This window comes from Aminobacter sp. AP02, from assembly GCF_003148805.1.
Lineage (GTDB): Bacteria > Pseudomonadota > Alphaproteobacteria > Rhizobiales > Rhizobiaceae > Aminobacter.
Genome location: NZ_QGGX01000001.1, coordinates 222,388 through 235,598 on the forward strand (window position 1 = coordinate 222,388; position 13,211 = coordinate 235,598).

General features: G+C 60.7%; 11 protein-coding genes. 4 read left to right on the forward strand and 7 right to left on the reverse strand.

Going from position 1 to position 13,211, the window contains the following annotated elements; genetic code table 11:
* Nucleotides 1–63: 63 nt before the first annotated feature.
* Complete coding sequence (locus tag C8K44_RS00975; protein WP_199226980.1) at nucleotides 64–933, forward strand: AAA family ATPase; 870 nt, start codon at nucleotides 64–66, stop codon at nucleotides 931–933.
* A gap of 44 nt (nucleotides 934–977) precedes the next feature.
* Nucleotides 978–2,180: a UDP-N-acetylglucosamine 2-epimerase (non-hydrolyzing) gene (wecB, locus tag C8K44_RS00980; protein ID WP_109573879.1), complete on the forward strand. Its 1,203-nt coding sequence runs from the start codon at nucleotides 978–980 to the stop codon at nucleotides 2,178–2,180.
* Here wecB and wecC read toward each other — a convergent pair.
* The 3 genes from wecC to C8K44_RS00995 all read right to left on the reverse strand — a co-directional run bounded on the left by wecC (nucleotide 2,136) and on the right by C8K44_RS00995 (nucleotide 5,437).
* A complete protein-coding gene (gene wecC, locus C8K44_RS00985; RefSeq protein ID WP_109573880.1) occupies nucleotides 2,136–3,392 on the reverse strand; it encodes a UDP-N-acetyl-D-mannosamine dehydrogenase in 1,257 nt (418 codons plus the stop codon). The two genes, wecB and wecC, sit on opposite strands and share 45 nt — an antisense overlap.
* A 26-nt stretch (nucleotides 3,393–3,418) precedes the next feature.
* Nucleotides 3,419–4,114, reverse strand: a complete 696-nt coding sequence (locus C8K44_RS00990) for a WecB/TagA/CpsF family glycosyltransferase (protein WP_245417327.1) — start codon at nucleotides 4,112–4,114, stop codon at nucleotides 3,419–3,421.
* 120 nt (nucleotides 4,115–4,234) lie between these two features.
* Complete coding sequence (locus C8K44_RS00995; RefSeq protein WP_109573882.1) at nucleotides 4,235–5,437, reverse strand: hypothetical protein; 1,203 nt, start codon at nucleotides 5,435–5,437, stop codon at nucleotides 4,235–4,237.
* Nucleotides 5,438–5,809: 372 nt separating this feature from the next.
* Between C8K44_RS00995 and C8K44_RS01000 the strand changes: the two genes are divergently transcribed.
* A complete protein-coding gene (locus C8K44_RS01000) occupies nucleotides 5,810–6,730 on the forward strand; it encodes a glycosyltransferase family 2 protein (protein WP_109573883.1) in 921 nt (306 codons plus the stop codon).
* Here the strand turns inward: C8K44_RS01000 and C8K44_RS01005 are convergent.
* From C8K44_RS01005 to C8K44_RS01015, 3 genes are all read right to left on the reverse strand, one after another.
* Entirely contained in the window at nucleotides 6,683–7,876 is a 1,194-nt protein-coding gene (locus C8K44_RS01005) for a glycosyltransferase family 4 protein (protein ID WP_245417305.1), read from the reverse strand. The two genes, C8K44_RS01000 and C8K44_RS01005, sit on opposite strands and share 48 nt — an antisense overlap.
* Before the next feature lie 76 nt (nucleotides 7,877–7,952).
* Nucleotides 7,953–9,263 (reverse strand): GNAT family N-acetyltransferase, encoded by a 1,311-nt coding sequence (locus tag C8K44_RS01010; RefSeq protein WP_146203891.1) that lies wholly within the window; start codon nucleotides 9,261–9,263, stop codon nucleotides 7,953–7,955.
* Between the two features lie 57 nt (nucleotides 9,264–9,320).
* Nucleotides 9,321–10,694, reverse strand: a complete 1,374-nt coding sequence (locus tag C8K44_RS01015) for an O-antigen ligase family protein (protein WP_158282688.1) — start codon at nucleotides 10,692–10,694, stop codon at nucleotides 9,321–9,323.
* Between the two features lie 286 nt (nucleotides 10,695–10,980).
* Between C8K44_RS01015 and C8K44_RS01020 the strand changes: the two genes are divergently transcribed.
* Nucleotides 10,981–12,069: a glycosyltransferase family 1 protein gene (locus tag C8K44_RS01020; protein WP_245417306.1), complete on the forward strand. Its 1,089-nt coding sequence runs from the start codon at nucleotides 10,981–10,983 to the stop codon at nucleotides 12,067–12,069.
* A 48-nt stretch (nucleotides 12,070–12,117) separates the two neighbouring features.
* On the opposite strand, the gene C8K44_RS01025 is transcribed toward C8K44_RS01020, so the two are convergent.
* Entirely contained in the window at nucleotides 12,118–13,134 is a 1,017-nt protein-coding gene (locus tag C8K44_RS01025) for a glycosyltransferase family A protein (protein ID WP_109573887.1), read from the reverse strand.
* Nucleotides 13,135–13,211: the final 77 nt, after the last annotated feature.

Genomic DNA, 13,211 nt, shown 5'->3' on the forward strand with positions numbered 1-13,211 from the left:
GACAAATCGCCGCCCGCCCTGGCAGGCCTGCAATGTCCAATGTGCTGTTGCAGGTGTCGAACGATGATGTCGAGCAGCATCCAGATTTACGCGCAACACTTCGGCTTGCGCGGCCGGCCATTCAGCTTGCTGCCAGATCCCGACTATCTGTTCTGGTCGCCTGGCCATACGCGCGCATACGCGATGCTGGAGTACGGACTCGCAACCTTCGCGCCTATCACTGTGATCACTGGTGAGGTCGGCGCGGGCAAGACCACGCTCATCAGGCATCTGCTGCGCGCCGCGCCCCAGGAGCTGACGATCGGGCTGATCTCGAACGCCCACGGCGAGCGCGGCCGATTGCTGCATTGGGTGCTATCGTCGCTTGGACAGGATTTTGGCGAACGCACGCCCTATGTCAGGCGGTTCTCACAGTTCGAGGCATTCTTGCGCGCTGAGCGGGAGGCCGGACGCCACACGGTTCTCATTTTCGATGAGGCTCAAAACCTCTCGGAAAAGATGCTCGAGGAGCTCAGGTGCTTTTCGAATATGAACGGCGAACGCGATGAACTTTTGCAGATCGTCCTTGTCGGGCAGCCTGAACTGAGCCGGATCATCGGCCGGCCCGGCATGGTTCAGTTCGCGCAACGTGTGGCGGCGCGCTTTCATCTTGCGGCTATGCCCCGCGAGGCCGTTGGCGACTACATCGCGCATAGGCTCAAGGTTGCCGGTGCCGGCCGGGAGATCTTCACGCCTGAGGCCTGCGACATGATCTACGAAGCCAGCCGCGGCCTGCCGCGCGTCATCAACCAGCTTTGCGACTATGCGCTCGTCTATGCCTTTGCCGAGGAGAGGAATGGCGTAAGCGCCGACCTCGTCAGGCAGGTCGTGGCGGAACGCAGACTTTCCATGGCGAGCCCGCCACCTGCAGAAAGGGTGTTCCAACAGGGCTGAGCCACATTGAGGGCCGGCGCTAAGCCGGGAAGGGGGATTTCGTCATGCGCAAGATCCTGGTTGTCTACGGCACCCGTCCCGAAGCCATAAAGATGGCGCCGCTGATCGAGGAACTGGGCCGATCAGCTCACTGCACTGCGGTCGTTGCCGTGACGGGGCAGCATCGCGCCATGCTTGACCAGGTCAACCTTCTCTTTGGCATCCGGCCGGCCCACGACCTGAACATCATCACCGAACGACAGCGGCTGGAGGACATCACGGCCCGCGTGCTCGACGGGGTTTCGAAGGTCATCGTTGCCGAGGAACCCGACGCTGTCGTCGTCCAAGGTGACACCACGACCTGTTTCGCTGCCGCACTCGCCGCGTTCTACCGCAGGGTCCCGGTGGTGCATCTGGAAGCGGGGCTGAGGACAGATGACCGCTATAATCCATTCCCTGAAGAAGCGAACCGCCGGCTTACCACCCAGCTTGCCGCCATACACCTCGCACCTACCCGCAGCTCGAAGGCAAATCTGGTTCGCGATGGTGTTCGCGAACGCGACATCGTCGTCACTGGCAACACGGTCATCGACGCGCTGCTCGACGTCGCTGGGCGCGACGTGCCCGTCGCCAATCCGGACTTGTACAGGATCGCCGGCCGCCGCAGCGTGCTCATCACGGCGCACCGCCGTGAATCTTGGGGCGAGCCGATGGCGCGCACGGCCCGGGCCATCGCGCGCCTCGCGCGTCTTTTCCCGGATGTCACCTTCCTGCTACCGGCGCATCTCAATCCAGTTGTACGTGAGGTGCTGTTGCCGCCGCTGACCGGGCTTGCCAATGTCGTGGTCACCGCTCCATTGGACTACAGCGATTTCGTCTGGGCGATGCATCGCTGCGACGTCGTGTTGACCGACAGCGGCGGGGTCCAGGAGGAGGCGCCGACGTTCGGAAAGCCGGTGCTGGTGCTGCGCGACACCACTGAACGGCCCGAAGCAATTGCTGCGGGGACAGTGCGGCTAGTCGGCACGGAAGAGGATTTGATCGTCGCTGAAACCACCACCTTGTTGACCGACCAGGCCGCCTATCAGGCAATGGCGCGCGAGGCGAACCCTTATGGCGATGGCCGGGCCGCGCGGCGCTCCGTTCGCGCTATCGAGCATTTCTTTGGGGTTGGCGAGGCGCCCGTCGAGTTCGACCCGGTCAAACGGGCGACGATGATCCATTCAACGCCACGCACCGCGCGTGTCGTAAACGACCTTGCCTCCTAGCCGTGTGTGGCGGATTGCCTTGAACGGCTCGTGCTCGACCAACAGGACGACGATGTCGGCTTGCTCCACTGCCTGATACGCATTCTCCAGTTTTAGGTTGGAGTGGGCGGCAAGCAGTGGTGGCATGGCATGGACGAAGGGGTCGGCGATCAAAATTTCCACGTCAGGCAACGCGCTGGCGATGTGCCCGACGACCTCGATCGCCGGGCTCTCGCGGATATCGTCGACATTGGCCTTGAAGGTCAGCCCCAGGCACGCAATCGTGGGCGCACGGAAGCGTTGGGCCTTTGCCACCACCTGCTCGGCGACATGATGGGGCCTGCGGTCGTTTATCTCGCGCGCGGTGCGGATCAGCGGCGAAAGATGGGGAGCGGCAGCGACTATGAACCAGGGATCCACCGGAATGCAGTGGCCGCCGACACCGGGACCAGGATTGAGGATGCTGACGCGCGGATGCCGGTTGGCTAGGCGGATCACCTCCCACACGTCGATATGCAGCGCTTCGGTGATTTGCGACAGCTCGTTGGCAAACGCGATATTGACGTCTCGGTAGGCATTTTCCACCAATTTGGCCATCTCGGCGCTGGCGGCATCGGTCAACAGGATTTCGCCTTGCGCGAAGACGCGGTAGATCGAGGCGGCGCGCGCGGCGCAACGTGGCGTCAGGCCGCCGACGACGCGGTCGTTTGTGATCATCTCGATCATGATGCGGCCAGGGAGCACGCGCTCGGGGCAGTGCGCAAAGAAAATGTCAGCGCCTGACTCGCCATCGGCCGGCATCTTCAGGTCGGACCTGAGAGCGCCTACCCACTGCTTCACCTTTTCCGTGGTGCCGGGTGGCGAGGTCGATTCCAGCACCACGATGTTGCCGGGCCGCAGGCGAGGCGCAATCTGTTCAGCGGCTTTGCGCACATAGGAAAGGTCGGCCGTACGGTCGCTGTTGAATGGCGTCGGCACTGCGATGATATAGGCGTCGGCTTCGGGCGTTTCGGTCGTGGCGGACAGCCGGCCCATGGCGACGGCGCCGCTGACCGCGACAGCAAGATCTGGCTCGACGAAGGGAACTTCGCCGCGGGTTATTGCGGCTACGGTCGCCGGATTGACGTCGACGCCGATCACCTCAACCCCTCGTGTGGCCAGTGCCACGGCGGTAGGCAGGCCGATATAGCCCATGCCGATTATGGCCAGCCGGCCACTGAACAGGTCATTCATGGAAGGCGCCCACCTTTCCGAAAACTTCAATGATTGTGAATCGCACGGAAAGCCCCACCGGTCCTGGCCGGCTTGAAGGCCTGCGCAGGATGGATCAGTTCACGAACGGTCAGGGCGATGAAGGCGCTGTTGGTCGCTAGATAGCGCCACCAAAGCCGCCGCGGCTCCTGCAGAAGCCGAAAGGCCCATTCCATACCGCTCTGTTGCCAGGCAACTGGTGCGCGCGCCGTGATCCCGGCCATGATGTCGAATGAGCCGCCCACCCCATGCAGCACCGGCACCTCGAGCGACGCGCCGAAGGTGCCGAGAAAGATCTCCTTCTTGGGCGACGTCATGCCAAGGAAAAGCATGTCGGCACCCGACTTGCGAATATCTGCCGCAACGCGTTCGCTGTCGGACGAATCGAAGTAGCCATGGTGGCTGCCAGCGATGCGAAGCCCCGGGAAGCGCTCGCGCAGCTGCTGCTCCAGTTGCCTCAATACCTCCGGCCGCGCACCGAGCAAGTATACCGAACGGCCGGTATTGTGGGCGAGTTGCAGCAACCGCTCGAAGATGTCGATCCCCGCCACGCGCTCGGGCAGAGGGCGACGCAGAATCCGGCTCGCCCAGACGATCGACTGACCATCAGCGAGCAGCACGTCGCACTCGATGAGTGAATTGCGCAGCAATGGGTCCTTGCGCATCTTCACCACCTTCGCGGCATTGAGCACGCCCAAAAGCACCCTGCTGCGCGTCACAAGTGCCGTCTGGCAACGCTCGACCACGTCCTCCATCCGCATCGCATCGAGATACATGCCGAACAATAGTCGCCGTTCCGCTCGCATTCCGTTTCTCCCAAGATGCTAACGGCGCATACGATCCACCGCGCCGCCGCAAAGCCACGCATAGAGCAGCCAACCCAGTTCGTAGGGGCGGCACTCGCGGTCCACCTGGTTGGGTGGAAAGATCGTGTCGAGTCCGGGCAGATGCAGGCCGGGCTTGAGGGCCGTGGTGACGGCGGCGATCATGCGCACTGCCTTGCGCGGCTCGCGGCGGCCCGCCTTGCGCCAGATGACGCTTTCCTGCTCCGATACCAGCGGCGATGTCACTTCGGGATGCCTGTCGAGCCATTGCAGACCCTTGATGACCGCCTCAAGGTGATCGGTGCCACCGGCTTCACGCAGGTCGAGCAGTGCCATTGGGCCCATTGCATGCTGGTGCACGCTGTAGACGGGATAGCCCTCGACCACGCTGCCGTCGCGTATGTCGTAGTGCCACCACCATTGGCCTTCAGGCCCCTGCACAGCGCAGATGGCCGCCGCGCAGGCGTCGGCGGCGGCGAGTGCCGCACGATCATTTCGCAGAGCATGCAGGCGCGAAAGGCCTTGGATGGAATAAACCTGATCGGCAAAGCAACCGACATGCGCACGTAGCCTGCCATTGGCTGAAGCTGGCAGCATGTGCGGGAACAATCCGGACGCGCCTTGCTCCTCCATGAGTCTATTGGCAGCTTGTGTGGCAAGTTCCCCGGTGTCGGCCAACTGTCGGGCAGCAAGTGCTGCGATGAGCGTCCAGGAGCAGGTAACTGTTTCTACCGGCGCCTCCGAGGACAGCATTGTGGACAGACGTTGAAACAATGGCGCTGCGTAGCGGCCGGCGACCTCAGCCAAAGTCCAAGCTGCAAGGGCCACCGCGCCCATATCTATCGAGACTTCGGCACGCGCGGCGGCGACCAAAGCCAGATCGGCGGCCGTACTGCCGCCCAAAACCTGCCGCTGTATGTCCTCGTCGACATAGCCGAGCCCGAGCGCGACATTGCTGGTATATCGCAGGCTGTCACCCTCGCGGCGTACCCCAGGACCGTTTGAGGAGTAGGTTGCACGCACCGTGTGCGCAAAGGCGCCGTGGCGATGCATCTGGGGCAGGCCGCGCTTGGCCAGTGCGATGAGCTCATCGGTGCGCTGGCGTGTTGTGGCCGACTTGACGTCCAGCGCTTGCAGCCGATTGATCGGATAGACCCCATTCAGGTCTACCAGTTCTGGCTTCGGATAGTTGCTGCTTCCCAACTGAGCCTCCGATCCCGTACCCTCCGCGGCTGGAGAGCCGCCGGTTCCCCAGACTAACTTCTGACGTTGAGATGACAGGCGAGGATGAGATCGCTCGCATTGCCAGACGCCCGCTTAGCCAGCCCGAAACAGATGCTAGAAAATCTGGTCAAATAAGCCATCGCTCTGAAAGGCTTACACAGTCGGGCCGCATGCGATGCCGATGGGGGCGGCTTACGCCGATTGGATTAAGCCCGTTTACGAGGGACGCTTCTTTTAGCCGAACGAGTGAGCTTGCATACGCCGATCTCCCCCGCTGCTTGCTGTGCCACAGTGCCGGATAGTGGCGGGAGGAAGCGCGCACGCGCAGGGCCGCCGGCGAGGGATGGATCGATGAACCTGATCGGGCAGCACAGCAGTCGTAGTCCGGAGACTGCGGAAGAACAACAGCTCCTGGCCGCAGTGATCGTCACCTACAATAGCGCCGGCGTCCTGCCTGGTTTGCTGGATTCGCTATCGCAGGGTTTTGAAGGCGTCGCGCGTCGCGAGGTGATTGTGGTCGACAACGCCTCTCAAGATGACAGTGTGGCGTTGGCGCTGGCTCATCCGATCGGCGCGAAGGTCATTCCCATGGGTCGCAACGCGGGCTACGCCGCCGCGATCAACGCAGCCGCCGCCCAGCTCGGCCCCGATGCAAACATGCTGATCCTAAATCCCGACATCCGGCTGCTTCGTGGATGCGCGCGCGCGTTGCAAGAATACCTGTCAGACCCCTCGGTGGGTATCGTCGTGCCACAGATCCTCGATGAGGACGGAAGCTACGCGAAGTCGCTGCGCCGCGAACCTTCCTTGGTAACCGCCTGGTCCGACGCGTTGTTGGGCACTCGGCTTGCTGCCCGTATCGGAACGGGTGAGATCGTTGACGACCCGGCACTTTACCAAAGTGGAGGCCCTGTCGAGTGGGCAACCGGTGCGATCCTGGTTGTTCCCGCCGCGACCCGCCGCAAAGTGGGCAACTGGGATGAGAGTTTCTTCCTCTACAGCGAAGAGGTCGACTACCTCAGGCGCGTGCGCGCCACCGGGGCTAGCGTCGTCTATGTGCCTCAGGCGCAGGCTGTGCACATCGGGGGCGAATATCACGACAACGTTTTCCTGACCGCCCTCATGACCAACAACCGAATCCGCTACTACCGGCGCCATCACAAAATGGTGGCGACGGCGCTGTTTCGCCTGAGCATCATTGTTGGCGAAACGATGCGGGTCACTTTAAGCTCTGGCCATCGCGCTGCCTTGCGTGCTGCTCTCGGTCTTTGAGGCATTGGCGCGCATGATCTCTGCGTAGATGGTATCCACGCGATCGAGCTTTGCCGACCACAGTCCTGTCTTGCTGACATGCGTGTGAGCGGCTGCTCCCATCTTCAGGCGCAACGGCTCGTCGGTCACCAGTGTTCTGACCGCCGCTGCGATGTCATATGCGAGGGCGTCCGGCGTTGTTACCGGCAATTTGATCGCACATTCGTTGGTGGTGGCGCTTCCTGGCCCGCCACGATCGACGACAATGAGAGACAGCGAAAACCCCATAGCTTCGTAAGCCACATTGCCGCCAGGCTCGCGGTAGCTCGGGAAGACAAACATATCTGCCCGTCGATAGAATTCGGAAACGGCCGCCTTCGACTTCCATCCGTGCAGCATCACACGTTGGCCAAGATGCAGGTTCTCGATCAGATGTTCGCAGGCACCGCGTTCGGGTCCCTCGCCGACCACGTCCAGCTCGACGTTCAGGTCTCGCAGCATGGACATGGCACGGACCACGTCACGAACTCCCTTCGTTCGCACGAGGCGGCCCACAAACAGCAGACGGACCGGACCGGTTCGGCCGCTGCGCTGGATCGGCTCGGGGATCATGTCGAGGCCCGTTTCGCTCATTACCTCGAAGCGGCGCAGCGGGATGTCCGCAAGCTGGTCCCTCACATAATCGGCAATCCCAAGGACACAGTCTGCGCTCCTGTATGTGTTGCGAAGCAGCGGATCCCAGCGACGCCTATACTGGTCGAGGCCGCGCAAAGCGACGAACCAGGGTGTTGAATCTTCATCGGCTGAAAACGTGGCTGGCGAAGAAAGACCACCGCCGACCGGACCAATGACCATGGGGATGCCGAGCCCTGCAGCGGGCGAAGGGTAGCGCATGGCCACTGGCACCGGCTGGTGGACGAGGTCGAAGCGTTGCCCACTGGCGAGTGCCGCACGGATCCAGCTACGCGCGCGCCAGTAGAACGGAACATAGGCGGGCTTGAGCATGCTGTTCAGCCGCTCGGCGCGCCCGACCAGAGGCGGTTCGGTCCACTCGACCACCTTCAGACCGGACAGTTGCTGCGCAGCCGGTTTCGCACCGCGCTTGTGATAGGTCAGCAGCGTCACATCGTGCCGTTCGGCGAGCCGCTGTGCCCACTGATGCGCCACCCAGGCCTCGCCGACATCCTCGCCGTCGCAGGTCGGAGCGATGAGCAGAAGGTTGGTCATCGTGCGTCGCCTCGTGTCACGGTTTTCGGCTTTCCGCTATGCGCCGTCGCCAACTCGCTTTCAGTTTCCGGGCCCAGGCCGATCGTTCGACCAGGCGCCGGCTCTGGTTGTTGACGGCCGATAGCATCGAAAACCCCAGCATCACGAGCATCGCCTTGGGCCGGCGCGCGGCCAGCAGCACATCGCATTCCTTGAGTTCGTGGTTGCCGAATGCGGATTTGTACTCGGCTTCGCCTTGACCGTAGTCGAGCATCGAGATCTCCGAATCGGCGCACAGATCCTCGATCATGCGGAACATGGTATAGCGCCCAACGGAATCGCGCGCGTGGTCGGGGTCAAATCCCGGTGTTCCTATGGCAAAGGTGCCCGCATAGGCCGTACCGGTCCAGAACGCCACCGGTCGATCGTCGAGATAGAGCATCCACGTGCGGTGCCATCCCTGCCGAAGACAAAGATCTATCAGCCCAAGTGCCAATGGGGTGCCGGTGAACGAGACGCCCAATCCGCGCTGATAGGTTCGGGAAGCGACCATTTCCATGTCCCGGCAAAGTTCGTCCATCTCCTTGTGGCTATCGAAGCGGCGAAGCCGCATGCGCTCGCCGAACTGGTCACGTAGTTGCCGGTCCTGCCGACGCAGCGTGCTGCGGGTTTTGGCCGAGCGTTCCGACAGGAATTCATCGAGGCTATCGGGGATGACGGCCATCCAGCGTCGCGTGGCTCGCTGGGCCCGCGCGCGGCAGGCTCCGCGTACCGCTGCGGTGGCGGCCGCATGCAGCGTGCTGTCGACGTCGATGTTCGGCATGAGGATCAGGTCTGCCTCGCCTGATTGAAGCGACTGGTGGAGATGGTACAGGACCAACTCTTCATCCTCTCGACAGCGTGCGCCAAGGATACCGTCGAAAGCCAGCACGATGGTGGGCAGACTTGCTTGACCAAGCACGCGATAGCCGAACCGGAAGGTGACAGGCATTTGTTCGATACGCGCCACGGCCATGAGATCAGGCTGGTTTTCGCGGCGGATGTGAACAACGTGAGGTCGGATGACGCGCTTGGCATTCCGCACGACCGTCAGGAAATAGTCGATGTCAGCATCGATGTTGGTGACGGGCAATGCGCTCCAGGCATCACGCAGTTTCTCGACCTCTTCCGGGGTCGTCGCAATGGTGGCCAGGATTGCCGATGCCGCGCGCGCTGAAACGTGACGAACGACGGTCGGCAGTGCCTTAGTGGTGGCATGCATATCTTGCGCCCCCAACATGAACGGCCGGCAACATTGCGCCAGCTTCCGGTCAAACTCCCCACTTAGTCTAGCCGGGCACGGCTCCAACGCCAGCCGTCACGGCGGTGGCGAATGGTGTAGGACACTCGACAATAAGCGGTAGCGTCAATTCTGCCGGGGGCCACTGGCTGCAGATTTCCCCATCGCACGCATGGGCGTGCGTCGTTGATCTGCGCTGATGTGAGTTTGCTGATCCAGCAGCCACACGCCACTACCGAGCATGAACAGGAAGATGACATAGGTGGCATTCCAGAAATAGACGGTCCAACCGACAAGGAAGAAGCCGGTCATGGAGATCACGAAGGCGGTCCGAAAAACTGAGAGCCTTTCTGTTAGCCCTTTCTTGAAGGCAACCGGCAGATAGACGGCGAAGAAGGCCAGCATCATCAGGAATTCAGCCGGAATGCCATGGCGCACTGCGTCGATGATCCAGAACATGTCAATGCTGGTGGTCATCCACGGTGCGCGCTCCCATTCATTGAAACCGACCCCGAACAAGGGGTGGTTGAGGGCGGAAGCAGATCCATATCGCCAGATCTCGATACGCACGCGCGCGGATTGCTCATCGAATGCAAAGTAGGAGACAAAAATCACCGGCACGGATCGGTTTGACAGCAGTTCGATTGAAACCACTGCAAGCAGGGCAAAGCTGCCGAGTATCCGCCAGCGTGCCTCGACAGCGTTGAAGACCCAGTTCCAGCCCAAAAGCATGGCTTGGGCCGCAAGGGCAGTCATCGGCCCGGCGGACAGCGAAAGGAATGCCGCGATGCCCACTGTTGCGGTCTTCAGCCAGCGCTGTGTGAGGCTTTTGCCGTGCCCGAGGACGAGGTGGACAAGAGTGAGAATGCTGGCGCAGAACACCCCATAGAGGATGGGATGTTCGAAGATCGACTGGACCCGCCTCAACCCCCAGCGCGGTTCGAGGTAACTGTCGGGAACGGTCTGGTACAGGGAAGCGAAAAATTCCCGTGCGATGTTGCGGCCAGTGACTGCTTCGAAGACCGAGAGCGGCAGAAGCATCGCCACTATCCAGAATAGGGCCACTATCACATTGTAAAAATCATCCGCGTCGCGAATGAAGCAACGGGCCAGTAGATAGGCGCCGACGGTTTCGATGAAGATCATGCCTGCTGGCTGGATCGCATAGGCGAAACCGTGAATCATGATGATCGCTAGGAAACACCAGAAGCAATAGAGGATAAGGCTTATGTCAGCTATCCTGATCCGCCCTGCTTTGCCGCCGAGCCACATAATGAGGCACGGAATAAGCATCCCGATCAGAACGAAACGGTAGGCCGACATTCGCAGCGGGCCGATTGATATGATCCAAGGGATGAGTAACGAGATCAGGAACAGCAAAACCGGCCACGGCAACGATTTGCGCGCCTGCTCGCCGTCATCGCGGGCTGCGGTTTTCCTGCGGCTACGGTTTTGTTCGATGCCGTTGATCTGGTCGAAACCGCCGAGATCATGCGTCATGGTTCCAGCGGCTTGCGCAGCCGCGCCGAAACGCCTCGGTGTGGCTGTCGACCGGTTAGCCCGCGCCCGCATGGTCCACTTCCTGGATGGTCGAATTGCCTCCAGCCTAGACTCCGGGGTTCGAGCCATTCGATAAACCTGGATGTTCGTAGATGAGGCTCGTCTTTTTGACTGAGCCTGCTACCTCTTGCCATTACAGCATTGTCCCGCGCTATCCTGTCACTACCGAAAGGTAGCGAATTTGGGAGGCAGGTCCGAAAGGGCGGTCCTGAGTGGGAGATGGGTTGTGTCGGCTGAAGACCTTGCCCGAACCTTCTATCGAAGGATGAACGAGTTCGGAGAGTTGCGCAAAAGGCGCCAATGGACAATCCAGAGGATCGATGAGCCTTCACCGGCTCCAGCCATCTATTTCGTGACCCCCGACCATGATTCGCCCTCCGGCGGCATCCGGGTCATCTACCGTCATGTCGATATCCTGAATGCGGCAGGCTTCAATGCCTATGTCGTGCACTGGACGCGCGGCTTTCGCTGCAACTGGTTTGAAAACGACACTCGGGTAACGAACTTCGCGAACATTGCCGTGCGTAGCGGCGATCTCCTCGTCTTTCCCGAGGTGGATGTGGATTTGTTGTCCCGGCTACCGCGCGGTGTTCGGCACGTCATTTTCAACCAAAACAGCCACCTTACCTGGAGCAGATGCACAACAGCCGACGCCCGCCGCCTCTATGCGGCAAAGCCTGACCTAGCAGGCGTGGTTACTGTGTCTGAACACAATCGGGCGATGCTCGCCCGCGCTTTTCCGGATTGTCATCCACTGCACCGCGTTCATCTAGGCCTCGATGAGGGCCTCTTTTATCCCGCGCCAGGTCCGCGCGCGCGCCGGGTCGCCTATATGCCAAGGCGAGGCCGCAACGATGCGCTACAAGTCTTGGCAATGTTGCATGCACGCGGTGCGCTTCATGGATGGGAAGTCGTGCCACTGGACGGCCTGTCGCATGCGATGGTGGCCGATCAGCTGCGCACGACGTGCCTATTCCTTGCCTTCACTCACCAGGAAGGGTTCGGCCTGCCATCTGCCGAGGCGATGGCCTGCGGAAACTACGTTATCGGAAATCACGGCTTCTCGGGACGTGAGTTTTTTCGTCCGGAGTTCAGTACCGCAATCGAGGCTGGCGATACCTTGGCGTTTGTTCGGGCGGTCGAGGAAGTCTTGAGCAGGGATAACCTTGATCCCGGTTGGTGCGTCGCCCGGGGCCGGCTGGCAGCGAAGTACATTCAATCGAACTACTCGGTCGCCGCGGAGCGTAACGACGTGGTAGATCTATATACACAATTCCTCATTGGCTCTGTCTCACAGGGGCAGGCCGTCGAATGACCGCCCTTGATTTCGAAGATGGACTTCGAGAGAGATGACGGTCTATCCTTAATAGACACCCGTATGCCACCATCTGCGCCAGGCATATTTGTCAGCTACCTCGCCAAGTCGGCTGTAGCCACGTGCGATTGCGGTAGCAACCGGGCCGCTAGCGTTACTTCTGGATCGTTGGAGTCTGTGCCAAAGCCTGGTGGTGGCAATCTCAGGATCAAGCGAAAGCGCAAACTCGCAATATGCCTCGACCGTCACCTCTTCACCTTGTTTGAAGGCAAGGGCCTCGCTGGCTCGGCGGATTGCCGCCATGCCTAGGCTTCGCCGTGCAGTTGCGAGCAGCAAAGCGGCATCAGGCAGCCTGCCTGCCTCGCTTTCGAATGCAGATTGAAACGCCGCATGCCGCGCTTTCAGATCGAACAGGAAACCAGCATGGACGGTCCGCTGCATGCTGGCGTCGTGTATGCGGTAGTAAGCTTGGTCGGCGCCATTGATATATCCAACATCAGAAATGGCGGCGGCGCGCATCCACATTTCCATGTCGCCTGAATGGGGAAGGCTAGGCCTGTAGCCACCGATTTCATGCTGAACGCTGGTGCGCAAGATTGCTTCAGGGTTTACGATGAAGTTCTTTCCGGTCTTGCACATGCGTGCGATCCAGTCTCGTCCCTTCCAGATCGTCCATCCACTGTCGTCGGGCCTTGCAGGAGGGAGTGTCGTGCCGCGCAAGGAAATCGCGTAGCCGTATGCCAATCCGACGGACGGGTTGTGGTCCATGAGCGCGGTTGCGCGCGCAAGTGACCCCGGGGTCAATAAATCGTCAGCCGACAAAAGAAGAACATAGTCCGTGGTCGCCAAGCTAAGCCCTTCGTTGTAAGTCGCTATATGCCCTTTGTTTGCCTTGTGGCGGATATAGGTGACCCGACTATCCTCTGAAGATAGCTGCTGACATACCTCTGGTGTATTGTCAGAAGATTTATCGTCTATAATGAGCAGATGAATGTCAACGCCTGGCTGTTGTAAGACGCTTTTAGCGGCCTCATATAGGTATCTTCCGTAGTTGTAGCATGGCATGACAACATGAACGCTTGACACTAGTCACCTATATTTAAAAGGAAGATGTGATTTATGCTTCAATGATACAATCGTCT